The organism is Stenotrophomonas sp. BR163 (assembly GCF_047520985.2).
In the GTDB taxonomy this organism is placed as follows: Bacteria; Pseudomonadota; Gammaproteobacteria; order Xanthomonadales; family Xanthomonadaceae; genus Stenotrophomonas; species Stenotrophomonas sepilia.
In genome coordinates this window covers 196,726-221,620 of sequence record NZ_JAXBRE020000002.1, presented here as the reverse complement: position 1 = coordinate 221,620, position 24,895 = coordinate 196,726, and the positions used below count along the sequence as shown (strand labels likewise).

Genomic DNA, 24,895 nt, shown 5'->3' with positions numbered 1-24,895 from the left:
GGCACTCCGGAATGGCAGGGGCAGCCGGCCAGCGGCCGGCTCTACCACTTCAGGGCCGCTGCGCCAGCAGCAGGTGGAAGCATCCGGCATCATCATCGTCCGTCACCAGGAATCGGACGTGGCGGCGGGCCCGCCGGTGACCATAGCGCCGACCTCGCGGCTTGGGAAGTAGGGAAACCCCGCGTCAGGGTGATGAGGAAATGTCCACCATCGCAGTCGGTGAGATCTGGTTGTCCACAGGGGGTGTGGATTACGCGTGGGCAACTTTGTGGATAAGCCGCGACAGGCGCCACCCCCCTAGGCTGTCAAGATGGGTGGCGAAAAATTCACCGCCGGTGAGGGCGGGTGAGGGGGCGGTGAAGGTGGCCCCGTCAGCGCTGTCCCCAGCGGCGGCGCTCGCGGTAACCTGTGGGCCTTGATGCTCCGTGAGTCCCCATGAAACGTCACTTCTCGATGCTGCGCGAATTCCAGCTGGCCGACTGGTTCACCCTGGCCAATGCTTTCTGCGGCACCGGTGCGGTCTTCGCTGCGATGCGCTTCCTGCAGGATGGCGAGCGCGGCTACCTGCTGTTCGGCATGGCGCTGATCCCGTTGGCCTTCATCTTCGACGCCCTTGATGGGCGCATCGCGCGCTGGCGCAAGTCCAGCTCCACCCTTGGCCGCGAGCTGGACTCGCTGTCCGACGTGATCTCCTTCGGGGTGGCCCCAGCGGCGCTGGCCTATGCCTGCGGCATGCAGGGTGGCTGGGACTGGCTGGTGCTGAGCTACTTCGTCTGCTGCGGTGTCAGCCGCCTGGCACGCTACAACGTCACTGCTGAGGCAATGACCGGCGACGAGGGCAAGGTCACGTATTTCGAGGGCACCCCAATCCCGACCAGCCTGGTGCTGGTGATCGTGCTGGCGATCGCCGCCGGCACCGATGCCATCGGCCAGAACATCTGGTTCGGCCAGTGGCAGATCGGCCCGTGGCAGCTGCACCCGATGGTGCTGCTGTTCGCCCTGTCCGGGTCGCTGATGATCAGCAAGACCCTGCGTATCCCCAAGCCATGAGCCAACCCTGCGGAGGCCTGCGATGACCAGCTCGGCCCACGACGCCGGCAGCAGCGATTTCGAGACCCTGGCCCGGCAGTACTTCGGCGCCTGGGGCGATGCCCTGCGTCACGCGGGCACGCCCGGCGCACCGGCGGGCGACGACCCGGGCAGCTGGCAGCGGCTGTTCGACTGGTGGGGCCAGCTGCTGCCCGAACAGGGGCCGGGCGCGCCTGAAGATGCCGTGCGCCGGTTCCGCGAACAGGCGGGCAGCTGGTACGGCACCATGCAGGAGGTCGCCGCTCGGTTTGCCGGCCGCGACGCCAGCAGTGCAGAGGTGGCCCAGGCCTGGCGCGAGGCGGTGCAGGGGCAGGGCGACGGCATGCTGCAATGGATGCTGCAGGGGGCCCGCGGCAGCACCCACGCCGGTGCCGCAGTACCTGAATTCGCCGCATGGCTGCAGCAGTTCCAGTTGCAGGCGGGCCCGTGGCTGCAGAGCCCGGCATTCGGCCCCGGCCGCGAGCACCAGGCGCGCTGGCAGGCCCTGCTGCGTGCGCAGGAAGAATACCAGCAGCATTCGCGCGCCTATGTCGACCAGATCAAGCGGGCATTGGACGAGGCATTTGCGCTGTTCGAGCAGCGCCTGGCCGAGCACGAACAGCCGGGCAGCCAGCTGACCAGCGCCCGCGCGATGTTCGACCTGTGGATCGAAGTGGCCGAGGAGGCCTACGCCAAGGTCGCCATGTCCGAACCGTTCCAGCAGGTGTACGCCTCGCTGGGCAACGCGCAGATGCGCCTGCGTGCCGGCCTGCAGCGCGAGGTGGAACAGATGAGTGAACGTATCGGCCTGCCGACCCGCAGCGAGATGGATGCCGCACACCGCCGCATCGCCGAACTGGAGCGCAGCCTGCGCCGGCTGCAGGCACAAGTGGCGGTGCTAGCTGGAACCGCTGCGGTCGATCCGGTGGCGCAGCCGACGCCGGCGAAGGTGAAGCCAGCCGCCCGCAAGGCCGCGAAGAGGGCCGCGCCGGCAAAGAAGGCGGCTGCCAAAAAGTCCGAATCTCGCACCACCTCACGGGCGCGTGACCGATGAAGGGACCGCTGGGCTTCAACGCCGATGACCTGATGCAGGAGACCCTGGCCATGCAGCGCAAGCTGATGGAAGGGCTGAAGCTGCTGCCGCAGGTGGAAGACGTTGACTATGGCGTGACCGCCCGCGAGGAAGTGTGGCGCGACGGCAAGGTGGTGCTCTACCGCTTCGTCGGCGAACAGGCGCCGACCCGGCGCACGCCGCTGCTGATCGTCTACGCGCTGGTCAACCGGCCGTACATGGTCGACCTGCAGGCCGACCGCTCGCTGGTGCAGAAGTTGTTGGCGCTTGGGCAGGATGTGTACGTGCTGGACTGGGGCTACCCGGATCGCTCGGAGCGCTTCCAGACGCTGGAGGACTACCTGCTGCGCTATATCGATGGTGCAGTGGATGCCCTGCGCGTGCGCAGTCGTGGCCCGGTGGACCTGCTGGGTATCTGCCAGGGCGGCGTGTTCGCACTCTGCTACGCCGCGCTGCGCCGGCAGAAGCTGGGCAAGCTGATCACCATGGTCACCCCGGTCGACTTCCAGACGGCCGACAACATGCTCTCGCATTGGGCGCGGCAGGTGGACGTGGACCTGCTGGTCGACACGCTGGGCAACATCCCGGCCGACCTGATGAACGCCAGTTACCTGATGCTCAAGCCATTCCGCCTGAACGTGCAGAAGTACGTCGGCCTGCTCGACATCCTCGATGACAAGGCAGCGCTTGAGGACTTCCTGCGCATGGAGAAGTGGATCTTCGATTCACCGGACCTGGCGGGCGAGGCGTTCCGCGATTTCATCAAGCAGTTCTACCAGGGCAACGGCCTGGTGAACGGTACGGTGCGGATCGGCGAGGAAGCGGTGGATCTGTCGCAGGTGACCTTGCCGGTGCTGAACATCTATGCCGAGCAGGACCATCTGGTACCGCCGGACGCCTCGCGCGCGATGCGTGGGCGCCTGGGCACGGACGACTACACCGAGTCCAGTTTCCGCGGTGGCCATATTGGTATCTACGTGTCCGGCCGCGCCCAGCGCGAAGTGCCGGCCACGATTGATGGCTGGTTGAAGGCACGCGACCTGTAGAGTCGAGCCATGCTCGACCGACCTGGGGGGGATGATGACGTACCGGACTTTGTTGATTCTTGCGCCACTGCTGGCAGCACCACTTGCCCACGCCGCACCCAGTGCCGATGCACGCCGGGAGATAGCCCAGCTGATCTCCAGCCTGGACGGCTCGCAGTGCCGGTTCCAGCGCAATGGCAGCTGGTACGACGGCAGCGATGCGCGCGCCCATCTGCAGCGCAAGTATGACTACCTGCTGAAGAAGGACATGGTGGACAGCGCCGAGCAGTTCATCGAGCGCGCCGCCAGCCAGAGCAGCATGAGCGGCAAGCCTTACCGCATCCAGTGCCCGGGGCAGCCTGAGCAGACCGCGGCCGCCTGGTTCGGTGCGCGCCTGCAGGCGCTGCGTCTCCGCACGCCGTAGACATGGAGGCGGTGTAGAGTCGCGGCGTGCTCGACTGATTCTGCCCGCAAGCCGAGGAGACACCGCCGTGAACACCACGCCCAAGACGCTGTCGCGTTCATTGAACGACCGCATGATTGCCGGCGTGATGGGCGGCATTGCCCATCGCTTCGGCTGGAACCCCACCCTGGTGCGGATCGTGTTCGTGCTGGTATCGATCGGCTCGGCCGCCTTCCCCGGCATTCTGATCTACCTGATCCTGTGGCTGCTGATTCCGAACGAGGCGGATTGAACACCGCCGCCCGATCCTGGCCGCTCTGGCTGCGCGCGCTGCAGATGCTGGGCGCCGCATGGACGCTGCCCAACACACTGATCGGCCTGATCGGCGGCCTGGCTGGCATGCTCGGCGGCGCGACGCTGCGCTGGAGCGGGCGGGACTGCGCCGTGGTGTTCGATCACTGGCCGTGGGGGCCGGGCGGTGCGATCACCCTGGGCAACGTGATCCTGCATACCGGCCATGACCTCGGCATCTGTTGCCGGACCTATGCGCATCAGGCGGGGTGGGGCGTGGAGCCGCTGATCCGGCTGGACGACCACGAGCGCGCGCACGTTTACCAGTACATGGTGCTGGGGCCGCTGTACCTGCCGGTGTACCTGCTGTGCGGCGGGGTGAGTGCACGCAATCCGTTCGAGCGGGCGGCCGATCATTTCGCCCGGTTCGGGCGTGGCTGGTGGCCGTAGTTTCAAGCCAGCGGCGCAGCCCCTCGTAGCTTTGGTCGCGGAATGCCTGCTTCCTGGGGGCTGGCCGAGTGGGTGGGGCCGGCGGGGACGCCGCGAACCCATCCATGGGGGCTTAGCCGCGGCATTCATGCCGCGGACACCCCCGCGAACCCAACCCGACCGCCCTCTGACAGATGGCTGTGGCCTGCACCACCCACGGAAAAGAAAAAGAACAGCAGAAGCGGGTCGCGCGCTGCGCTTGCTCGTGTAGAGCCGAGCCTGCGCTCGGCTTCGCGACAGGGCCAGGAAGCAGCCGAGCGTGGGCTCGGCTCTACAAAAAGCAGCCGGCCAAGCTGCTTTTGCTTTTGATCTTCTTTTGTCTTCTCCGTGGGTGGCGGCAGGCACCACGAATCTGTCAGCGGCCGGGAGGGTGGGTAGGGCGGGGTGTCCGCGGCATGAATGCCGCGGCCAAGCCCCCATGGATGGGTTCACGGCGTCCCCGGCCTACCCACCCTCCCGGCCAGCCCACAGGAAACCGGCTTTCCGCAACCAACCAAACCACCCATGAGGGGCTGCGCCGTTGGCGGGAATCCCCCACCGATTCGTTAGCCGGAAGTTAAAGATCCGTAAGCATTCTGCTGCGATCCCGCAGTCATCTGCATGCAACCGATCGTCATTAGCCTTCGTGACGTTCCAGTCAGGTTCGACGCGGTAAGCTCTCCCTCGATGAGCTCGCAGCATCGCTCATCGAACGCAGTACGCAGTAGCAATTTGGAGGAAGACATCACATGGCAATCGTTCTTTATGTCGGTGGTAGCAAGGATGGCGAGAAGGGCGTGGTGCCCTACGGCTTCAGCAAATCCCGCGCCGACACCGCGCTGGGGCCGGAGTTCTACACGGAGCGGTTCATGGAACTGCAGGGTGTCGGCAAGGTCCGCCTGATGGCCCTGGAAGGCATGCGTGACGACATCGTCATGCAGCGCGCCGCCCGCCACTACCGCTGACCGTCGCAACACGCGGCAGGGCGCGCCCACCATCGCGCGCCCGCGCCGGCATCCCAGCCCCGGGCCAGTCCGAGCCCGCTCTTTGCCAGGATGCCGGCGTCCAATCCGGCTTCGCCGCTGAACCTCGCCCCCTGTCAATGGCTTGTCCGGCTCCGTCGCGGATTGCCAGAATGGGGGCTTCCCGAAACGCGGCACAGACCTGAAGCAATGCACGACGCCAAGAACGCCCAGAGCGCGCTCGCCCAGCAGATCGCCCAGACCATCGCCGACGAAATCGGTGCCCAGTCCGCCCAGGTACGCGCCGCCGTCGGCCTGCTCGACGAAGGCGCCAGCGTTCCGTTCATCGCGCGCTACCGCAAGGAAGTGACCGGTGGCCTGGACGACACCCAGCTGCGCAACCTGGAAACCCGGCTGACCTACCTGCGCGAGCTGGAGGACCGTCGCGCGGCGGTGCTGGCCAGCATCGGCGAGCAGGGCAAGCTCAGTGACGAGCTGCGCAATGACATCCTGGCCGCCGATACCAAGAGCCGGCTGGAAGACCTGTACCTGCCGTACAAGCCCAAGCGCCGCACCCGTGCGCAGATCGCCCGCGAGGCCGGCCTGGAGCCGTTGGCCGATGGCCTGCTGGCCGACCCGACGCAGGACCCGCAGACGTTCGCGGCCACCTTCGTCGACGCCGACAAGGGCGTGGCCGACGCCAAGTCCGCGTTGGAAGGCGCGCGCGCGATCCTGATGGAGCGCTGGGGCGAAGACGCCGCGCTGGTCGGTGAACTGCGCACCTGGCTGGGCGAGACCGGCGTGATCCGTGCCCGCGTCGCCGAGGGCAAGGAAACCGAGGGCGCCAAGTACCGCGACTACTTCGAGCATGCCGAGGCGCTGGCGAAGATTCCGTCGCATCGCTTGCTGGCACTGTTCCGTGCGCGCCGCGAGGAGATCCTGTTCCTGGAACTGGAGCCGGGCAGCGATGCCGAGGCTGGCCATCAGTACGCCGAAGGACGCGTGGCGCGCAAGGCCGGCATCGCCGACCAGGGCCGTGCCGCCGACCGCTGGCTGCTGGATGCGTGCCGGCTGACCTGGCGTGCCAAGCTGCACACCCATCTGCTGCTGGACCTGTTCAACCAGGCCCGCGAAAAGGCCGAAGCCGAAGCCATCGCGGTGTTCGGCGACAACCTGAAGGACCTGTTGCTGGCGGCACCCGCCGGCCCGAAGACCGTGCTCGGAATGGACCCGGGCATCCGCACCGGCTGCAAGATCGCCGTGGTCGATGCCACCGGCAAGCTGGTCGCCACCGACACCATCTACCCGCACGAGCCGCGTCGCCAGTGGGAGCAGTCGCTGCAGACGATCAAGCAGCTGTGCGCCAAGCACAACGTGGAACTGATCGCGATCGGCAACGGCACTGCCAGCCGCGAAACCGACAAGCTGGCCGGTGAAGCGATCAAGGCCGCTGCCAACCCGAAGCTGCAGAAGGTAGTGGTCAGCGAGGCCGGGGCGTCGGTGTACTCGGCGTCCGAGTTCGCGGCCAGGGAGTTCCCGGAGCTGGACGTGTCGCTACGTGGGGCGGTGTCGATCGCCCGCCGCCTGCAGGACCCGCTGGCCGAACTGGTGAAGATCGAACCCAAGGCGATCGGTGTCGGCCAGTACCAGCACGATGTGGATCAGTACCGCCTGGCGCGCGCGCTGGATGCCCGCGTGGAGGACTGCGTGAACGCGGTGGGCGTGTACGTGAACACCGCTTCGGCTGCACTGTTGTCGCGGGTGTCCGGCCTGTCGGCCACGGTGGCCGAGAACATCGTGCGCCACCGTGATGCGAACGGCCCGTTCAAGCGCCGCAAGGACCTGCTGAAGGTCGCGCGCCTGGGCGAGAAGACCTTTGAACAGTGCGCGGGCTTCCTGCGCATTGCCGACGGTGATGAACCGCTGGATGCTTCGGCGGTACACCCGGAAGCCTACCCGGTGGTCGAGCGCATCGTGGCCAGCACCGCGCGCCCGATCAAGGCGCTGATCGGTGATGGCAGCTTCCTGCGCGGCCTGAAGGCCGAGCAGTTCACCGATGCCACCTTCGGCGTGCCGACCGTGCGTGACATCCTCAAGGAACTGGAGAAGCCGGGCCGAGACCCACGCCCCGAGTTCAAGGCGGCACGCTTCGCCGAGGGCGTCGAGGACATCAAGGACCTGCGCGAGGGCATGGTGCTCGAGGGTGTGGTCAGCAACGTGGCGGCCTTCGGTGCCTTCGTCGATATCGGTGTGCACCAGGATGGCCTGATCCACATCTCGGCGCTTTCCGATACGTTCGTGAAGGACCCGCGCGACGTGGTCAAGGCCGGCGATATCGTCAAGGTGAAGGTGCTGGAGGTGGACGTGGCGCGCAAGCGCATCGCCCTGACCCGGCGCCTGGACGATACCCCCGGGCAAGCCACCAGCCGCCCGGGACAGCGTGATGAGCGCGGCCATGGGCAGGGTCCGCGCCGCGATGCAGGCGGCCAGAACCGCGGGCTGAACCGGGGCCAAGGCAATGGTGGCCGTCCCGCCGCGTCCGCGGCCCCGGCCAACAACGCCCTGGCCGAGGCCTTCGCGCGCGCCAAGCGCAGTTGAGGACCGCGTTCCCCGTCACACTTGATTCGTGGCGGGGGACTTGTCGATTTTCCCCGTGATTGCGCACACTTGCGCTTGAGGGGAGGCGTCCGGCCACCCCGCTGTTGCTGGGGAGGGCCATGACGCCAGCACCACCCGTTGCTCGTACCGGCGGTCGCAGCGCTGCGCTGCGGTCGGCGCCTGCCCGTGCCGGCAGGAGACCGGATTGATGCCGGGCCAGGGCATCCACGGCAATGGACTGCTGGAGCGCCGCCTGCAGGAGCTGGCGGAAGAGCGTCGCCGCCTGGCGATGATCATCGACGGTACCGCCGCGGGAACCTGGGAATGGAACGTGCAGACCGGCGAGATGCGGGTCAATGCGCGCTGGGCCGAGATCGTCGGTTACCGCCTGGAAGAGCTGGAACCCATCTGCCAGAAGACGTTCCTGAGGCTGGTCCATCCCGATGACATTGCGTTGTCCGATGCTGCGCTGGACGACCATTTCCAAGGGCGCAGCGACAACTACGCCTGCCTGCTGCGCATGCGCCACAGGAACGGCCAGTGGATCTGGATCCAGGACCGTGGCCGCGTCTTTGAATGGGACGGGCAGGGCAAGCCGCTGTGGATGGCCGGTGCCCATGCCGACGTCACCGAGCTGCAGCAGGCGAGACAGGACGCGGCCGAAACCCGCCAACGCCTGCAGGCCGTGGTCGATGCGTCCGATGAGGTAGCGGTGATCGCTACCGGTACCGATGGCACCATCACCCTGTTCAACACGGGTGCGGAGCGCCTGCTGGGCTACAGCGCAGCGGAGGTGGTCGGCCAGCGCCGGCTCGATGCCTTCCACGATCCGGAGGAACTGAAGGCCTGGCTGGAGCCGCTGGCCGATGCCGAGGGCAACCTTCCCGACGTGTTCGAAGCGCTCAGTGCTCGCGCTGACGGGCAGACCTACTCGCGGCAGTGGACGTTGCTGCGCAAGGAGGGGCTGCCACGCCAGGTGCGCCTGTCGATCAGCCGCATGGAAGGTGCCGATGGCGCACGCATCGGCTACGTCGGCATGGCCATCGACATCACCGAAATCCTGCAGGCACGGGCCGAGGCGCGGCTGTCGGCGGAGAAGTTCGCCGGTGCATTCACGTCGGCGGCGCTGGGCATGGCGCTGGTGTCGCTGGAGGGGCGTTGGCTGGACGTCAATGATGCGCTGTGCCGGATCCTGGGTTACCCGCGCGAAGAGCTGCTGCAGGTCGATTTCCAGCGCCTGACCCATCCCGATGACCTGCAGACCGACCTGGCCCTGGTGCAGGATCTTCTGGCCGGACGGCGCAGCCATTACCACCTTGAGAAGCGCTATCTCGACCGCGACGGCCGCATCATCTGGGCGCGGCTGTCGGTGTCGCTGGTGCGCAGCGAGCATGGCCAGCCGCTGCATTTCGTGTCGCAGATCCAGGACATCACCGCCCAGCGCAGCAGTGAGCAACGCCTGTTCGAGAGCGAACAGCGCAGCCGCATCACCCTGGATGCGGTGGCCGACCTGGTGCTCAGCGTCAATCTTGACGGCCGCATCGACTATGCCAACGCGGCCGCGGTACGCACCCTGGCCGGTGATGGCGCGCTGTCGCTGGCCGGGCACAGGGTGCAGGACGTGCTGGCGCTGACCACCGAGTACGCGCCCGGCTCGGTACTGGATGTGTCGGTACTGCTGGACCCGGAGAGCAACGCGGTGGACCTGCACGCCGACCTGCTGCTGCGCCTGGGCACGGCAACGGTGCCGGTGGACCTGACGCGGGCCTGGTTGCGCGATGACGAGGGCCATGTGCGCGGCGCGGTGTGGGTGTTGCGCGACGACACCCAGCAGCGGGCGCGGCAGCGCGAAGCCCGCCACCTGGCCGAGATCGATCCACTCACCGAACTGAGCAACCGCCGCGGTTTCGAGGTGCACCTGCAGCAGGCGATCACCCGCGTCGAGCGCACCGGGCAGGCCGCCTCGCTGATGTACATCGATCTGGACCGCTTCAAGCCGGTCAACGACACCTGGGGCCATCTGGCCGGCGATGCCGTGCTGTGGGCGGTGGCCAGTGTGCTGCGACATGGTGTGCGTGATTCGGACGTGGTGGCGCGGCTGGGCGGCGACGAGTTTGCGGTGATCCTGTCCGGGTGTACGCCGCGTCGTGCCGCACGGATCGGTGGTGAACTCCTGCAGACCCTGTCAGCGCTGTCCATTCCGTGGGATCAGCATCGGCTGCGGGTCGGTGCCAGCATCGGCATCGCGCCCTTGGCGGGGGGCATGAGCGTGGACCAGGCAGTGGCCGCTGCCGATGCACAGTGCTACCGGGCCAAGGCGCTGGGGCGCAACAACGTGCAGGTGCAGGGCGAGCTGTCGGAGCTTCCAGGCGACGATGCCGATGCCGCCCAGGACTGATCTCAGTCTGTGAGAGGACGCGCGCGAATACTGTGCGCATCTCCCCTGAAGCAGGTGAACCTATGAATGCCTGGAACCCGGTTGCGGTACGCATGTTCATCCCGGCGCTGGTCGGCTGGTGCCTGGCGCTGGCCACCTGCCTGCGCGCCGAACAGCTGCGCGGCGACCCGCACGCGCAGGCGTTGTTGCCCGTGCTGCAGCAAGGCGCGGTCGCGCTGCTGGTCCTGAGCCTGGCCTGCACGGTTGCGGCCTGCGTGTTGCTGTGGCGGCATGGCCGCGGCGACGGCGGGCGTCTCGCTGCCGGCACTACACCCGTGCCGCGTCCATCAGCAGGACCCGGCACGGTGCGCGCTGGAACGCGTTGATCTGAGGCACCAGACGCTGGAAGTGCTCGCTGGCGCAATGGATATCCAGAGCGTCGCGGTCCGGCCATTGCTCGATGAAGACGAAATGCCCGGGGTCCTTCTGGTCGACGAACAGTTCATAGCCGAGGCAGAGCGGCTCTCGCTGCGTGCATGCGACCAGCTCGCGGTACAGGGGAAGCACGGTGTCCACCGCATCGGAATGGATGAAATCCTCGGCGATCACTTTCAGCATGTCGGCACCTGCAGACGGGCCTTGCAGGATAGTGCCAGCGCATGGCCGGCACCTATCCTGGTCAACGCAATACTGCGTCCGTACTGACCAGCTGCACGTCGTGCATCTGATTGAGGTAGGCCTCGTAGTAGCCCTTGTGCGAGGCACCGACGATGGCCAGCATTCGGCTGCCAGGGTGCAGGCCCAGCACGTCGCGGATGTTGGCGACCATGCGCAGGTTGCGGGTTTCCCAGTAACCGACATACATCCGGCCGAACGCCTTGGAGGACGGCTCGACGAGCGTCGCGCCGAAGTCGCTCTGGTACGCTGCCATCGCTGCCGCCGGGCTGTTGTAATCCCGATACAGCGCCATGACGCCGCCGGGCTTGTCCAGATTGGCCACGAGGCGTTCATCGGCCTCCCGTCGCGCCCGCAAGTACGTATTGTTCCAGGCACCGGTGATGGCTGCACTGGCCGCCGCCTTATCCTCTGCCGGTGTGGGAGAATCGGCCGTGTGGTCGTCCACGGCCCACAGCCGTTCATGCCCGAGGCGGGCGGCAACGACGGCGGCGATCAGGCTGGTTTCATTGCGGCGGACCAGGCCTTTGCCGAGGATCTCGACCAGGGCCGGCGTCAGCCCATCGCCGGCTTTGCGCTCGGACGCAGGCAGGCGCAGCCATTGCACCTGCGCCGAGCCGCGTTCGCCCGCTGCCAGGAACAATGCTGCGAGCCGACGACGCTGGGTGGGCGTCGGCGCGTCGGGCCAGGTCGCAAGCAGGCGCTCGGCCTGGGCGTTCGCTGAAGGCACGTCCAGGCCGGTGGCAGCCTGCGCAGCGGTGGTGTCGAAGCAGTAGGTGGCCACGCTCTCCGCATAGCGTTCCGGGTAGCGACGCATGGAATCGCACTGGAGGCCGGACAGGTCTTCGGTGGCGATCAGCCCGGGCTTCCAGGCGACCAGTCGCTGCAGCAACGGTTCAAGCAAGGCGGGCTGGAACGACTTGGGCAGGCCGGACAGGTGGGCGGTGCCCAGTACCAGCACCTCGTTCGGTCGCCCTACAGGCGGCCCCTTCAGCTGGTCCGGCTGGAAGGCCGGCCTATAGGTGGCATCGGCAGCGAGGGCGCCGCTACTGCACAGGCCCAGGATCAGGAGGCTGGCCAAGCGTGGGAACATGCGATCTCCGTGTCAGTGAGCGTCCTGCGGTTCGCTGCATGCTGGCCATTTTCACCTGCCATGGAATCGCCCGTAGGTCATGCAAACCTTTTGCGCTTGAACTGCATCGTGCCCGGCAAGGCTATGCCCAGTGACGGCGGCAACGCGCGACATGTTCCGTGACGACACCCGGTGTCCCCGCCGAGCGTAAGCAGAATGTGAATTACATCGCGATTGTCTACCGCGTCCCTGCAGCCGCATCTGAAGTTGCGACGGACGTCGCGTAATCCGGCTAAAGCCACCGATCGCCTCGCCGATACTCCCTCTGGATCCCGCTCCAGTCACCCGCCGCAGGACCCCAGGCCGTCCCCGATGGTCGGCCCGCGCTGTGTGTTCCGCCGCTCCCAGATGCCGATCGCACCCGCAGCAGACGTTCGTGGCAGTCGCTCGAGAGGTGCCGGTCGGCACCTGTAGTCCCTGGCACCTGAAGTTGCCGCCGGGCATCCCGCCCGTCGGGTCGCAACCGCTTACCGGACACCGAGGATCAGACAATGCTCATTCCAGGCTTCACGGCGGGCGCGCAGGCACCGGCCGAGCTGCATACCCGTTGGTCGCCGTGGCGTGCCCTGCTGGGCGCGCTGGCGCCCCAGCACCGCACCGGCGCCGAGGCCGTGTCCGACGGCCGTGCCGAGCTGGAAGCCCAGGTCGCGGCGCTGCACCGGGTTCAGGCGGTCATCGAGTTCGCCCTCGATGGCACCATCCTGCAGGCCAATGACAACTTCCTGCAGGCGATGGGCTACCGGCTGGAGGAGATCCAAGGAAAGCATCATTCCCTGTTCGTCGATCCCGAGCAGGCGCGCAGCGCCGAGTACCGCGACTTCTGGGCGCGGCTGGGGCGTGGCGAATATGACGCTGGCCAGTACCGGCGCTTCGGCAAGGGCCAGCGCGAGATCTGGATCCAGGCCTCGTACAACCCGGTGCTGGACCGGCAGGGGCGGCCTTACAAGGTGGTCAAGTTCGCCACCGACATCACCGCGCAGAAGCTGCAGGCGGCCGACTCGGCCGGGCAGCTGGCGGCGATCGACAAGTCGCAGGCGGTGATCGAGTTCGGCATGGACGGTCGCATCCTTTCGGCCAACGACAACTTCCTGGCCGCCACCGGCTACAGCCTGGACGACGTGCGTGGCCAGCACCACTCGCTGTTCGTCGAGCCCGAGTATCGTGGCAGTGCCGAGTATCGCCAGTTCTGGGAGAAGCTCGGCCGTGGCGAATACGATGCCGGCCAGTACCGGCGCCTCGGCAAGGGCGGGCGCGAGGTCTGGATCCAGGCGTCCTACAACCCGATCCTGGATCTCAATGGAAAGCCGTTCAAGGTCGTCAAGTACGCCACCGACATCACCGCGCAGGTGCATGAGAACCAGGCCATGCAGCGCGCCGTGGCGCAGACCCGTGAAGTGGTGGCGGCCGCGAAGGAGGGCGACCTGACCCGGCGCGTGGCCACCGCCGACAAGCACGGGCCGATCGCCGAGCTGTGCGAAGGCGTGAATTCGCTGGTCGAGGCGATGGCTGCGATCATCTGCCAGATCAAGTTCGCCGCCGACACCATCGCCGTCGGTGCCACCGAGATCGCGCAGGGCAACAGCGATCTGTCGCAGCGCACCGAGCAGCAGGCAGCGTCGCTGGAGGAGACCGCCGTGTCGATGAAGGGCTTGGCCGAGACCGTGCAGCGAACCGCGAGCAACGCACGGCAGGCCAGTCAGCTGGCCGGTGGCGCCGCCGATGTCGCTGCGCGCGGCGGCAATGTGGTGCACGAAGTGGTCGAGACCATGGCGGTGATCAACGCATCCTCGCGGCGCATCGTCGACATCATCGGCGTGATCGACGCCATCGCTTTCCAGACCAACATCCTTGCGTTGAACGCGGCGGTGGAAGCAGCGCGTGCGGGCGAACACGGGCGTGGCTTCGCCGTGGTCGCCACCGAGATCCGCGAACTGTCGCAGCGCTCGGCCAGTGCCGCGAAGGAGATCAAGCAGCTGATCGATGCGTCGGTGGCCAATGTCGGCGCCGGTACCGCGCAGGTTGAGAGCGCCGGACGCACCATGGACGAGATCGTGCTCAACGTGCGCCGGGTCAGTGACCTGATGTCCGAGATCAGCACGGCCGCACAGCAGCAGAGCGACGACATCCAGCAGATGAACCACGCTGTCGATCTGATCGACCAGGGCACCCAGCAGAACGCTGCGCTGGTCGAGGAAGCCTCGGCCGCGGCGCGCAGCATGGAGGAGCAGTCAGCGCAGCTTCTGCAGACCGTGGCCAGCTTCCGCGTGCAGGGTGGGGCGGGGCACCTGCATGGCGCGGCGGTGCTGCGCGCGGTCTAGGCCCGGCGGTCGGAGTGCTGTTCCCCGGCCTTGTGGGTCGGCCTGCTCATGCGCGGCCTGCCAGGCTACGCCGATGCTGATGGTCACATGGGCCTCAGCGGCGGGCAGGGCGGCGATGAATTCCTCGCCGCCGTCGCGGGCCAGCAGGTCATCACTGCGTTGCGGGCAGCCGTCGAGGATCGCGGCGACCGCCTGCAGGTTGTTGGCGTCCCCAGCGCCCAGCGCTGATCGGATGCGTCAGGCAGATGGCGGGCGATCTGCAGCGCCATCGCCCGTTCGGAAACGTGGCCCCAGCTGGTGTGCTCGATCACGCCCGGCAGCGAGAGGTAGTGGGACCAGGCGACGGCGTCGGACGCCCGCAGGAGGGGCAATCGCGCGGGCAGGGCATGCTGGGGCACCTTCGCCAGTGTCGGCGCTCGGGCCCGCGAAATGCAAAAGGCCAGATCATGGACCTGGCCTTTGATGCAGTGGTGCCGGTGAAAGGACTCGAACCTTCATGGGGTCACCCCCGGCTGATTTTGAGTCAGCTGCGTATACCATTCCGCCACACCGGCAGGCAGCGTGCGAGTGTAACCGAGGTCGGCAGGCGATGCATAGTAGGAGGGCCTATGAGGGCGGTTCCTGTCGGCATTGGCCCCTTGATAGCTATACTCCCAGCGTGCAATTGCCTCCAGGAGCGGTAGCCGATGACAGTGTTGCAGGACCTGAGGGTGCTGGTGGTCGAGAACGACGAAATGAGTGCGGCCCTGCTGCAGATGCAGCTGGTGCATGCCGGTGCGGTCGTGGTTGGCCTCGCAGCGAGCGTGTCCGAAGCCCTGCAGCTGCTGGAGCAGAGCACCCCGGACGTGGCCCTGCTGGATTACCGGCTGGCCCGCAACGAGACCAGTGAACCAGTGGCTGCAGCGCTTTCATCGCGTGGCATTCCGTTCGTGCTGGCCACCGGGATGCTGGCCGAGCAGCTGCCGGCGCCGATGTTGGCCGGCCTGCTGCTGGTCAAGCCGTACCTGTCGGCTGATCTGTCACGCGCGCTGGCGCGAGCGGTGGGTCGCTCCAGCGTCAAGGCCTGAGCCGTCCGCCACGGACCGGCAGGGGGATACTGCCGACGGCTGAATGCTCGCGTCTGCGATGTTCGGCGGCAACCCCTGATCCAGGAACCCCGCCCAGGCGGAGTTTTTCAATTGCGTCCGGCGCTCAGCCCGCTTCCTTGTACACGTAACGGATCTCCTCGCGGTCGTCGAGGATGCGGTACTGGCGCGCCAGGTCATCCGGTTCGGGGTTGAGCCAGGCGTCGAGGTGTTCCTTGCGGATCGGCACTACGCCGCGGTCATGCCCGGCAGCGGCGACGTCGCTGGGAGGTGCATCGGTGATCGTGGCAAACGACAGCAGGCGGCCTTCCGGTCCTTCCCATTCCGCCCAGAGGCAGGCCAGCAACAGGTCGCGGGGCGGATCGGGACGGAATTCGAGTACCACGTCCTGTTCCTTCTCGTTGGCACCGAGGGTGCGGCCGGCGATGGCGTGGCGGGGCACGTGCTCGTAGAACGCCTGCACCACCACTACGCCATGGCGCAGTCCGAACGCACCCCGCCAGTAACCTTCCAGGCTGTCGCGCCGCGCATTGTAGGTGCCGGGGTAAAGCACGTCGTTGCGCGCCGGCTTGTCCGGCAGCCGGCATTGGTAGCGCATCGGCTTGATCACGCGCTGGCCGTTCTCGCTGACCATCACCGGTGCGTAGGTGCCGGGGAAAATGCGGTTGTCACGCGGCAGCAGCTGCACCCGATGCAGGTCTTCCAGCCGGGCCTGTGCGCGCTCGATGCGGTTGCCGGCCACGCGCAGGTCGTTGCGCGCCTTCTGCGTGGGCCGGGTGGCCAGCGTGGCATGGGCAATATCGCGTCGCTCGCGTTGCCGGGCCAGTTCGGCCTCCAGGGCCTGTTGCTCCTGCGCATGCCATTGCTGGATCTTCGCCACGATGTCCCGACCCTGTTCGGTACGCGCACCGGCGAATCCGTCATCCATCGCCTTCGGGGTCTTCGGCCGTTTCTTGCCCGGATCGTGTGCGTACAGCTCGGCGAAGTCCTCCAGCGACAGGATGGCGCCGAACTCGCGTACCAGTTTGGCGTAGTCAGCGCGGATCAGGGCGGAATAGCACATGGGACTCTGTGGGCCTGGGTCGCAGCGGCTGCGACGTGGATGCGGCAGGATAGCCCGACCCATCCGGAGATGCCGCATGAATGATTCCATCACCTGCCAGTTCCGCGAAGCCGTACCCACGGTCGAGGACTACTGCCAGTTGCGCGTGCTGGCAGGCCTCAGCGCCAAGTCCCGCGAAGCAGCCGCCCGCGCGCTGCCCAATACGCTGTTCGGCGTATGTGCCTATCAGGGCGCTGAGCTGGTGGCGATGGGCCGTATCGTCGGCGATGGCGGCTGCCACCTGCAGGTCTGCGACATCGCGGTGCTGCCGCGGTTGCAGGGGCAGGGTCTGGGCAAGGAGGTGATGCGGCGCCTGGACGGCTGGATGCAGGCCAACCTGCCGCCGTCGGCGTATGTCAGCCTGCTGGCCGATGGCGAGGCGCATCGGTTGTACGCGCAGTTTGGTTTCGCACCGACGGCCCCGGCATCGATCGGGATGTATCGGCGGTTCTGAGCCGTGGGCGGGGTGAAGCCATCCACGCATGGCGTGGATCTACCCGGGCCCTGCAGTAGATCCACGCCATGCGTGGATAGGGCCTTCCCAGGAATCACAGGCAAAGAAAAACCCCGACCGGAGTCGGGGTTTTCAAGAATTGGCGTCCCCACGGGGATTCGAACCCCGGTCGCCACCGTGAAAGGGTGATGTCCTAGGCCTCTAGACGATGGGGACGCACGAAAACTTCAAGTTGTAGATCCTTCGACGGCCTAATGTCGAAGTGGTGGAGCCAAGCGGGATCGAACCGCTGACCTCCTGCATGCCATGCAGGCGCTCTCCCAGCTGAGCTATGGCCCCATGAAACTCCGGATATCTGCCGGGAGCAGAGTCCGTTTTGAAACTGGCGTCCCCACGGGGATTCGAACCCCGGTCGCCACCGTGAAAGGGTGATGTCCTAGGCCTCTAGACGATGGGGACGCACGAAAAACTTCAAGTTGTAGAACTTTCGACGGCCTAATGTCGAAAGTGGTGGAGCCAAGCGGGATCGAACCGCTGACCTCCTGCATGCCATGCAGGCGCTCTCCCAGCTGAGCTATGGCCCCGTGTTACCGAGCCGCCTATGATACCTGCGTGTTCACATTTGTGGAAGCTTTTTTTGAACTTTTTCGTCCCGGTTCAACCGTTGCCACCAAGGGCAGGGGAACCGCAACGCCACAACCTGAATGCCGGTAGGCGGTGAACAAAAAAGACCCGGTTATCGGCCGGGTCCTCGTTGTTCGTGATGAGTGGCGTCCCCACGGGGATTCGAACCCCGGTCGCCACCGTGAAAGGGTGATGTCCTAGGCCTCTAGACGATGGGGACGCAATTCTCATCAATGTTCCTTAGCGACCTTTCGACGGCCTAATGCCGAAAGATTGGTGGAGCCAAGCGGGATCGAACCGCTGACCTCCTGCATGCCATGCAGGCGCTCTCCCAGCTGAGCTATGGCCCCACGTCGCTGAGGAGCGAAATAATAGCCTTGCCCCAGAGGGTTGGCAAGCATTTGTTGCACTTTTCTTCACGCGCGTTGCGAAGGGAACGACGATCGCACGTACTTAGTCGGCGCCGTCGGTCAGCGCCGCCAGGATTGGGCACTGATCCAAGGTGCCGTGGCCGGGGCAGGCGTCGACCAGCTGCGAGAGCGCGCTGTGCATGCGTTGCAGTTCAGCCATGCGCTGCGCGATGTCCTGCAGTCGGGCTTGCGCCGCGTCGCGCACGCTGCCCATGTCCTGCGGATGGCCATCACTGAGTGCCAGCAGTCCGGCGATTTGTTCCAGGCTGAAGCCCAGCGTCTTGGCGCGGCGGATGAAGCGCAGCCGGCGCAGGTCCGGCTCACCGAAGATGCGATAGCCCCCGGCCGAGCGTGCCGCGGTGGGCAGCAACTGCTGGCGCTCGTAGTAGCGCACGGTATCGATCGGTACGCCGGCCTGGCGCGCCAGTTGACCAATGTTCATGGCGGATTCCTGCGGATGCTGCCGGTCATTCTGAAGCCTGGAGTCAGGTCCAGGGTCAAGCTCCCGGCGCTGACGGCGCATTCAGCGCACTTTGCAACTTTCTTCATAGCCCCGCCGTCGTGGCAGTTCCTACCCTGCGCCTGAACCGGCCGCTGGATGGCCTGCAACGAACCGAGGAGATGCTCTGTGGAAGGATTCAGGAACGAGGGATTCGTAGAGGTCGCGGTGGTCGAGTACCCGGGAGGGGACCCGTCGGCGGCCTCGGTGCTGACCGAAATGGCACACGTCGCCAACCGGCTTGCCCAGCAGCAGCGTCGCCCGTTCAAGCGTGTCCTGGTGACCCGCTGGGTCGTGCCAGCCAGCCAGACCGGCGTGCATCGCATTGCCGGCGCGGAGATGCTGGAGGCGGACATTCCCGCCGTGATCGCCGTGCCTGGCCAGATCAGTCAAGGCGTCTGCCTGCGCGCCGATGAGGTCCTGCTGGATTGGCTGCGCGCGCATTACGATGGCGGCAGTCTGCTGGCAGCTGCCAGCGATGGTGTCAGCATGCTGGCACGCGCGGGTCTGCTTGCCGGCCGCACCGTCAGTGGGCCGGACCTCGGGCGTCATCCGGGCCTGCAGGGACCGTCGGCCAGCTGGGTGCCCAGTGAGCGTGCGCTGGTCGACGACGGTGACCTGCTGACGGTGGCCGGTTCCCAGGCCTGGCGCTTCCTCGCCCTGCGCCTGCTGTACCGGCTGTACGGTCAGGGCGTGGCGAGCTCCGTGGCGCAGCAGCTGGGGATCACGGTGCCAGCGGCGATCCAGCAGGATCTGGAGCGTTTCAGTGCCAACTTCGCCCACGGCGATCGCGATGTACTGAAGGCGCAACGCTGGCTGCATACCACCGCTGCGCGTGGGGCCACGCTCGGAGCGATCTGCGAGGTTTCCGGACTGGAACCGCGGACTCTGCAGCGGCGCTTCCTGAAGGCCACCGGCCTGCGTCCGATCGAGTATTGCCAGCGGTTGCGTATCGCCAAGGCGCAGACATTGCTGCAGCAGGGGGCGGGTATCGATGAAGTGGCCTGGGGCGTGGGCTATGCAGACCAGAGCGCATTCCGCCGCCTGTTCCTGCGCATTGTCGGAATGACGCCGGCCAACTATCGCCGGCAGGTCAACAACAATCGGCGCGAACGACCGCTGTTGTCGTCGGTGGCGGGCAGCCTGCGCGGGCTGCAACCGGCGCCTGGCATGCAGATGCCGCGCAGCGCGGCCTGAAGCCTGCGGTGGGCGTCGCACTTGCAACCTGGGCGCGACGCTTTGACCATGCAGGCAACGAGATGATGTGACAGGTGGGTTGATGTCGAGTGTTGGACCGGTGCCGATGCCGGTGGTGCTGATCCTGATGTGCGTGCTTATGGCCATGGCGGTGGCCCACCTGTGGCCGCGGCCGAAGGACGGGATGGCAGTGCCTTCCGCGGCCAGCCTGGTCCTGGACATGTTGCTGATCGGCCTGCTGTGTGGACGCATCAGCTTCGTGGCCTTGAACTTCGCGCTCTACCGTGAGGCCCCCTGGAGCATCCTGCAGATGGCCGACGGTGGGTATCACCTTGCCGTCGTGCTGGTTGCGGGCCTGGCGTGGGGCACCTGGCGGCTGCGGCTGTGGCGCGCGTTGCGTGCGCCGGTGCTGGCGGGAGCCCTGGTGGGCGTGGTGCTGTGGGCGGCGGGCAGCCACCTGCTCGCAGCATGGCAGGAGCGGCGAATGCCGCTGCCGGCGGTCCCGGTGGCCGATCTGCAGGGGCGCAGGATCGACCTGCAGCAGTTCCGTGGCAAACCGGTGGTGCTGAATCTCTGGGCCAGCTGGTGTGGTCCCTGCCGCCGCGAGATGCCGGTACTGGCATCCGCACAGCAGACCCACACTGACGTGCAGTTCGTGTTCCTCAACCAGGGAGAAACCCTGGACGAAGTGAAGGGTTTCATCGCATCCGAACAGCTCCGGCTGGGCAATGTATTGCTGGACGATACCGCCTCGGCGTCAACCGTGCTGGGTGTACAGGCCTATCCGTCGACGCTGTTCTTCGACGCCGAAGGCCGCCTGCGTGAACTGCACCTTGGCGAACTGACGGCGGCGGGTCTTGAACACAAACTGCGCCGGCTGCGGTAGCCTGCGCGGGCATCTCACTACGGAGTTCCCATGTTGTCGACTTCCCTGCGCATCGCTCCGGCGGTGCTGTTGCTGCCGGTCATGCTGGCATTGGCCGCCTGCAGCCAGGCCCAGACCCCGCCGGGCAAGACGGCCGCAGCACCGGCCGCCAGTGCTGCGGCCACCGCGGCCAAGGGGGACCGCCCCGCAGTGCTGAAAGGCATCGAGAAGCACGGTTTCGAAGTTGTTGCCGAGTTCGATGCACCGGGTGGCCTGCGTGGCTTCGCTGGGGTGGTGGGTGGGCAGCAGCCGGCCGCCGCCTATGTCACCGCCGACGGCAAGCATGTGCTGGTAGGCAGCCTGTTCGATGCCGAGGGCAACGACGTGGCCGCCGAGGCGGTGGAGAAGCTGGTCGCTGCACCCATGTCGGCCAAGATGTGGACCAAGCTGGAAGCCAGCGCCTGGGTGCGTGACGGCAAGGCCGATGCACCGCGCGTGGTCTATACCTTCAGTGATGCCAACTGCCCGTACTGCCACAAGTTCTGGGAAGCGGCGCGTCCGTGGGTCGACGCAGGCAAGGTGCAGTTGCGCCACATCATGGTCGGCGTGATCCGCGAGGACAGCCCGGCCAAGGCTGCGGCCATCCTGTCTGCGCGTGACCCGAGTGCGGCCTTGCTGGAAAACGAACACCAGTTCGACCGTGGTGGCATCAAGGCCCTGCCGAGCATCAGCCGCGAGATCGCCGGCAAGCTCGATGCCAACCAGGTGCTGATGATTGAAATGGGCTTCCAGGGCACGCCGGGCATCCTGTTCCAGGATGCACAGGGCCAGGTGCAGCGTCGCGCCGGCCTGCCACAGGGTGCTGACCTGCAGACGGTGCTGGGCCCGCGCTGACCGGCACCCATGCCGTGATGCGACACCACAGGCCCGTATGGCAGCATGCGGGCCTTTTGCTTTTTGTCACCTGTGCGGGTGATGCGGGCTGCGCACCTCCTGTTCGTCGTCACGTCTGAATCGTGACTGACATCAAGCATCGCGCCTTGATTCCAATCAAGGCCAAAAACGACAGGCGGATTAGCCTGTGACGCATGGAATACAGCGTCAACGCGCCAGGGATGCCGCGCCTGACACGCACTGAACCGGGGCAGTCGGCACAGCCATTCACGACGTTCTCACTCCCTGGTTGTTACCCAGACTGCTGCGGTCGCCACCTCTCCGGCAGTGCGGCCCTGATGGCGTCGATATCGGTACGGGCGGGGCAGTGTCATCGTCCTGTTGCCTGCCACGCGCAGGCTGGCCGGTGTCGTCGACGCAGTACCCGCATTTCCAGCAACGGCAACGCAACGTCGGAGCTGCGCCTGCGCGCGCGCCGTCAGTGCGCTGCGAATGTTCGTCCAGGGAGGATGCAATGCGCTTTGCGGTACTGAGTCTGGCCTGCCTGACCGCGCTGGCGGTCACGCCAGCATATGCGCAGCAGAATGGCCAGGAGGATGCGCACGCATTGCGCCAGGAAATCGCTGCCATGCGGCAGGCACTGGAGGGCATGCAGAAGCGCCTGGATCAGCTCGAACAACGCGAGGGCGCTGTCGCGGCCGCTGCGCAGGTAGCGGCGCCGGTGACACCACCTGGCAGCAGCGCCAACCTGCTGCATCCCACCCAGGTGCCGGGTGTGGCGCAACCGGTGCTGCCGCAGCGCGAATCGGTGGCCGATCCCTCAACGGCGGCCTCGCGTCCCGACAGCGCCGCTGGGCCGACCGACCCGGATCTGAAGGGCTTCTTTGCCATTCCAGGTACTGACACGGTGATCCGCATTGGCGGCTATGCCAAGCTCGATGCGATTGCAGATTCGCGCGCGGCCGGTGACGAGGATCAGTTCATCCCTTCGTCGATGCCGGTGGGCGGCAGCCATCGCGATGTTTCCAATTTCAATATCCACGCCAAGCAGACCCGCTTCAGCTTCGAGGCGCGGCGCCCGACCACGCACGGCAACCTGCGCTTCTACCTGGAGAATGATTTCTTCGGCAGCAGCGATGGCTACGCGTTCCGCCTGCGCCACGCGTATGGCCAGCTTGGCAATACCTATGCCGGCTACGGTTACTCCAGTTTCATGGACCCGGACAGCCTGCCCGACACGCTCGACTTCGCCGGTCCCGGCGGCGCCGGCTATCTGCTGGTGGCCGGCATCCACCACAGCTTCGCGATGGGCAAGGGCAACAACCTGACGCTGGCCGCCGAAGACCCCAAGACCGAACTGGCCGGTGCCAGTGATGAACGGGCCGCAGTGAACCGGCTGCCGGATGTGACCGTGACCGCACGCATGGAGCGTGACTGGGGCCATCTTCAGCTGGGCGCGGTGGCGCGCAGCCTGGCCTATGACGGCGAGGGCGAGCGCGACCGGCGCATGGCCGGCGGCCTGCAGTTCAGTGGCTCGGCATCGGTAGGCGAGCGCGATCTGTTGCTGTTCGGCGCGCTCGGCGGGCGCGGCCTCAGCCGCTACACCGCGGACCTGACCGGCTCCGGGCTGGACGCGGTGGTCGGTGCAGATGGCCGTCTCGACGCGCTGGACCTGCACGGCGGCTTCGTCGGCTACACGCATTACTGGTCCGAGCTGTGGCGTTCGAACCTGATCTTCGGCCAGCTGACCCTGGAGCGGAACGCGGCACTCGCTGCCGACGCCTTCCGGCAGAGCCGATACGGCGTGTTCAACCTGATCTGGAGCCCGGCGCCGTCGTGGACGATGGGCATGGAGCTGCTGTACGGCCGCCTGGAACAGCAGGGCGGCGCGCGCGGCGACACGGTCCGGGTGCAGGGCAGCCTGCAATACAACTTCATCAAGTAAGCGCCAGCGGCGTTACGCCAGCGCAACCGTCCCCACGCCCGGCCGCACCGGGCTCATGCCAGTACAGGAGATTGTCATGGCAGAAGCAAAGAAAATCGGGGTGGTCGGAGCCACCTTCCTCGTCGCCGGCAACATGATGGGCTCAGGCGTGTTCCTGTTGCCGTCCAGCCTGGCCAAGATCGGTACCGCATCGATCTGGGGCTGGCTGATCACCACGGCCGGTGCGCTGTTGCTGGCCTTCGTATTCGCCAAGCTGGGCAAGCTGGCGCCGAAGGCGGGCGGTCCGTATGCCTATGCGCGTGACTGGTTCGGGCCTTACATGGGCTTCCAGACCAATACCATCTACTGGTTCGCCAACTGGATCGGCAACGTTGCCATACCGATCGCCGCGGTGGGCTACTTCAGCTACTTCTTCCCGATTCTGTCCGAGCCGCTGGTGCGCTGCATCGCGGTGCTGATCCTGGTGTGGGCGCTGAGCTTTGCCAACGTGATCGGCCCGGCCTTCGTCAGCCGTGTGCAGACGGTCACCACCAGTTTCGCGCTGGTGCCGATCCTGGGCATCGCCATTTTCGGCTGGTTCTTCTTCGATGCCGACATTTTCAAGGGCGCCTACAACGTGTCCGGTGAGTCCAACTTCGGTGCGATCTCCAGTGCCGCGGCACTGACCCTGTGGGCTTTCATCGGTGTCGAATCGGCTTCGGTCACGGCTGGCGTGGTCGAGAACCCGGAGAAGAACGTGGCCCGTGCCACTCTGGCCGGTGTGTTCCTGGCTGCCATCGCCTACATCGCCAGTTCCTCAGTGATCATGGGCATGGTGCCCAATGGCGAGCTGCAGACCTCCGACGCGCCGTTCGCGCTGGCGGCGGCCAAGGCGGTCGGCGGCTGGGGCGGCGCGCTGGTCAGCCTGTGCGCCTTCATCGGCGCTGCCGGTTCGCTGGGCGGCTGGATCCTGCTGACCGCGCAGAGTGCCAAGGCGGCCTCGGATGATGGCCTGTTCCCGAGCATCTTCAGCAAGACCAACAAGGACGACGTGCCGGTCAAGGGCGTGCTGATCGTGGCGGTGCTGATGACCCTGGCGGTGCTGGTGACGTCCACCTCGGAAACCGCGTCGGCCCAGTTCGACGTGATCACGTCGGCGGCCGTGGTGCTGACCCTGCTGCCCTACATCTACTCGTGCGTGGCCTGCTACTTCGTGGTCGAGCGTTCGCACACCCTGGTCCATACCGGTGCGTTCTGGACCCTCACCAGCCTGACCGTCGTGTACTGCCTGTGGGCAATCTACGGCTCGTCGGGAACCATCGTGCAGTACGCCTTCCTGTTCGTGCTGTTCATCACCGTGTTCTATCCCTTCTTCAGCGAGGAGCGCCGCCAGCAGCGGCAGCGCGCCCGCGAGGCATCGGCCATCAGCGCCGGCGCCCAGCGTTCCTGAAT

22 protein-coding genes, 7 tRNA genes and 1 pseudogene are annotated in these 24,895 nt (G+C 66.5%); 18 read left to right on the top strand and 12 right to left on the bottom strand.

What is annotated here, in order from left to right; genetic code table 11:
* The first annotated feature begins 435 nt into the window (after positions 1-435).
* The 10 genes from ACM0PY_RS02445 (at position 436) to ACM0PY_RS02400 (ending at position 10,650) form a co-directional block, all read left to right on the top strand.
* Positions 436-1,050, top strand: coding sequence for a CDP-alcohol phosphatidyltransferase family protein (locus ACM0PY_RS02445; protein WP_019660264.1), 615 nt, complete (start codon positions 436-438; stop codon positions 1,048-1,050).
* Between the two features lie 22 nt (positions 1,051-1,072).
* Complete coding sequence (phaE, locus tag ACM0PY_RS02440; protein ID WP_180883983.1) at positions 1,073-2,122, top strand: class III poly(R)-hydroxyalkanoic acid synthase subunit PhaE; 1,050 nt, start codon at positions 1,073-1,075, stop codon at positions 2,120-2,122.
* Entirely contained in the window at positions 2,119-3,186 is a 1,068-nt protein-coding gene (gene phaC, locus ACM0PY_RS02435; RefSeq protein WP_180883985.1) for a class III poly(R)-hydroxyalkanoic acid synthase subunit PhaC, read from the top strand. The genes phaE and phaC overlap by 4 nt, the downstream gene beginning before the upstream one ends.
* 34 nt (positions 3,187-3,220) lie before the next feature.
* Positions 3,221-3,589: a YfeK family protein gene (locus tag ACM0PY_RS02430; RefSeq protein WP_180883987.1), complete on the top strand. Its 369-nt coding sequence runs from the start codon at positions 3,221-3,223 to the stop codon at positions 3,587-3,589.
* Between the two features lie 112 nt (positions 3,590-3,701).
* Positions 3,702-3,860, top strand: a complete 159-nt coding sequence (locus ACM0PY_RS02425; protein WP_194430536.1) for a PspC domain-containing protein — start codon at positions 3,702-3,704, stop codon at positions 3,858-3,860.
* Between the two features lie 44 nt (positions 3,861-3,904).
* On the top strand, positions 3,905-4,309 hold the full coding sequence (locus ACM0PY_RS02420) for a hypothetical protein (RefSeq protein ID WP_088123871.1): 405 nt from the start codon (positions 3,905-3,907) through the stop codon (positions 4,307-4,309).
* A 767-nt stretch (positions 4,310-5,076) separates the two neighbouring features.
* Positions 5,077-5,292 (top strand): hypothetical protein, encoded by a 216-nt coding sequence (locus tag ACM0PY_RS02415; protein WP_005417149.1) that lies wholly within the window; start codon positions 5,077-5,079, stop codon positions 5,290-5,292.
* 207 nt (positions 5,293-5,499) lie between these two features.
* A complete protein-coding gene (locus ACM0PY_RS02410) occupies positions 5,500-7,887 on the top strand; it encodes a Tex family protein (RefSeq protein WP_180883994.1) in 2,388 nt (795 codons plus the stop codon).
* Positions 7,888-8,095: 208 nt separating this feature from the next.
* A complete protein-coding gene (locus ACM0PY_RS02405) occupies positions 8,096-10,285 on the top strand; it encodes a PAS domain S-box protein (protein WP_134971792.1) in 2,190 nt (729 codons plus the stop codon).
* Between the two features lie 62 nt (positions 10,286-10,347).
* Positions 10,348-10,650, top strand: coding sequence for a hypothetical protein (locus ACM0PY_RS02400; RefSeq protein WP_134971794.1), 303 nt, complete (start codon positions 10,348-10,350; stop codon positions 10,648-10,650).
* On the opposite strand, the gene ACM0PY_RS02395 is transcribed toward ACM0PY_RS02400, so the two are convergent.
* Both ACM0PY_RS02395 and ACM0PY_RS02390 read right to left on the bottom strand, forming a co-directional pair.
* The gene (locus ACM0PY_RS02395; RefSeq protein ID WP_134971796.1) at positions 10,592-10,882 is read right to left on the bottom strand and encodes a putative quinol monooxygenase; all 291 of its coding nucleotides are present in this window, start codon (positions 10,880-10,882) and stop codon (positions 10,592-10,594) included. The genes ACM0PY_RS02400 and ACM0PY_RS02395 overlap by 59 nt on opposite strands.
* A gap of 61 nt (positions 10,883-10,943) precedes the next feature.
* Positions 10,944-12,032, bottom strand: a complete 1,089-nt coding sequence (locus tag ACM0PY_RS02390) for a DUF5694 domain-containing protein (RefSeq protein WP_134971798.1) — start codon at positions 12,030-12,032, stop codon at positions 10,944-10,946.
* A gap of 530 nt (positions 12,033-12,562) precedes the next feature.
* Between ACM0PY_RS02390 and ACM0PY_RS02385 the strand changes: the two genes are divergently transcribed.
* Positions 12,563-14,389 (top strand): methyl-accepting chemotaxis protein, encoded by a 1,827-nt coding sequence (locus tag ACM0PY_RS02385; protein WP_414609506.1) that lies wholly within the window; start codon positions 12,563-12,565, stop codon positions 14,387-14,389.
* Here the strand turns inward: ACM0PY_RS02385 and ACM0PY_RS02380 are convergent.
* A pseudogene (locus ACM0PY_RS02380) lies at positions 14,300-14,587 on the bottom strand (hypothetical protein); the annotation flags it as partial. The gene ACM0PY_RS02385 and the pseudogene ACM0PY_RS02380 overlap by 90 nt on opposite strands.
* A 270-nt stretch (positions 14,588-14,857) precedes the next feature.
* Positions 14,858-14,943 (bottom strand) — tRNA-Leu (locus tag ACM0PY_RS02375).
* A gap of 132 nt (positions 14,944-15,075) precedes the next feature.
* On the opposite strand from ACM0PY_RS02375, the gene ACM0PY_RS02370 reads away from it, so the two are divergent.
* Complete coding sequence (locus tag ACM0PY_RS02370; RefSeq protein ID WP_180883996.1) at positions 15,076-15,456, top strand: response regulator; 381 nt, start codon at positions 15,076-15,078, stop codon at positions 15,454-15,456.
* 124 nt (positions 15,457-15,580) lie between these two features.
* On the opposite strand, the gene ACM0PY_RS02365 is transcribed toward ACM0PY_RS02370, so the two are convergent.
* Positions 15,581-16,537 carry an SOS response-associated peptidase family protein gene (locus tag ACM0PY_RS02365; RefSeq protein ID WP_180883997.1) on the bottom strand — a complete coding sequence of 319 codons (957 nt, stop codon included), beginning with the start codon at positions 16,535-16,537 and terminating at the stop codon, positions 15,581-15,583.
* A 76-nt stretch (positions 16,538-16,613) separates the two neighbouring features.
* Here ACM0PY_RS02365 and ACM0PY_RS02360 point away from each other — a divergent pair, with 76 nt between their 5' ends.
* A complete protein-coding gene (locus ACM0PY_RS02360) occupies positions 16,614-17,030 on the top strand; it encodes a GNAT family N-acetyltransferase (RefSeq protein WP_049412306.1) in 417 nt (138 codons plus the stop codon).
* Positions 17,031-17,170: 140 nt separating this feature from the next.
* On the opposite strand, the gene ACM0PY_RS02355 is transcribed toward ACM0PY_RS02360, so the two are convergent.
* From ACM0PY_RS02355 to ACM0PY_RS02325, 7 genes are all read right to left on the bottom strand, one after another.
* A tRNA-Glu gene (locus tag ACM0PY_RS02355) sits at positions 17,171-17,246 on the bottom strand.
* A 47-nt stretch (positions 17,247-17,293) separates the two neighbouring features.
* A tRNA-Ala gene (locus ACM0PY_RS02350) sits at positions 17,294-17,369 on the bottom strand.
* Between the two features lie 44 nt (positions 17,370-17,413).
* Positions 17,414-17,489 (bottom strand) — tRNA-Glu (locus tag ACM0PY_RS02345).
* 49 nt (positions 17,490-17,538) lie between these two features.
* Positions 17,539-17,614, bottom strand: a tRNA-Ala gene (locus ACM0PY_RS02340).
* Between the two features lie 184 nt (positions 17,615-17,798).
* A tRNA-Glu gene (locus tag ACM0PY_RS02335) sits at positions 17,799-17,874 on the bottom strand.
* A 54-nt stretch (positions 17,875-17,928) separates the two neighbouring features.
* Positions 17,929-18,004, bottom strand: a tRNA-Ala gene (locus tag ACM0PY_RS02330).
* A 103-nt stretch (positions 18,005-18,107) separates the two neighbouring features.
* Positions 18,108-18,506 (bottom strand): heavy metal-responsive transcriptional regulator, encoded by a 399-nt coding sequence (locus ACM0PY_RS02325; protein ID WP_134971806.1) that lies wholly within the window; start codon positions 18,504-18,506, stop codon positions 18,108-18,110.
* Between the two features lie 186 nt (positions 18,507-18,692).
* Between ACM0PY_RS02325 and ACM0PY_RS02320 the strand changes: the two genes are divergently transcribed.
* The 5 genes from ACM0PY_RS02320 to adiC all read left to right on the top strand — a co-directional run bounded on the left by ACM0PY_RS02320 (position 18,693) and on the right by adiC (position 24,893).
* A complete protein-coding gene (locus ACM0PY_RS02320) occupies positions 18,693-19,760 on the top strand; it encodes a GlxA family transcriptional regulator (RefSeq protein ID WP_134971808.1) in 1,068 nt (355 codons plus the stop codon).
* An 82-nt stretch (positions 19,761-19,842) separates the two neighbouring features.
* Positions 19,843-20,646: a TlpA disulfide reductase family protein gene (locus ACM0PY_RS02315; protein ID WP_180883998.1), complete on the top strand. Its 804-nt coding sequence runs from the start codon at positions 19,843-19,845 to the stop codon at positions 20,644-20,646.
* A gap of 30 nt (positions 20,647-20,676) precedes the next feature.
* A complete protein-coding gene (gene dsbG / locus ACM0PY_RS02310) occupies positions 20,677-21,519 on the top strand; it encodes a thiol:disulfide interchange protein DsbG (protein ID WP_180884000.1) in 843 nt (280 codons plus the stop codon).
* 514 nt (positions 21,520-22,033) lie between these two features.
* Positions 22,034-23,464: a DcaP family trimeric outer membrane transporter gene (locus tag ACM0PY_RS02305; protein WP_180884001.1), complete on the top strand. Its 1,431-nt coding sequence runs from the start codon at positions 22,034-22,036 to the stop codon at positions 23,462-23,464.
* Positions 23,465-23,540: 76 nt separating this feature from the next.
* Positions 23,541-24,893, top strand: coding sequence for an arginine/agmatine antiporter (gene adiC / locus ACM0PY_RS02300; protein WP_005410068.1), 1,353 nt, complete (start codon positions 23,541-23,543; stop codon positions 24,891-24,893).
* Positions 24,894-24,895 lie beyond the last annotated feature (2 nt).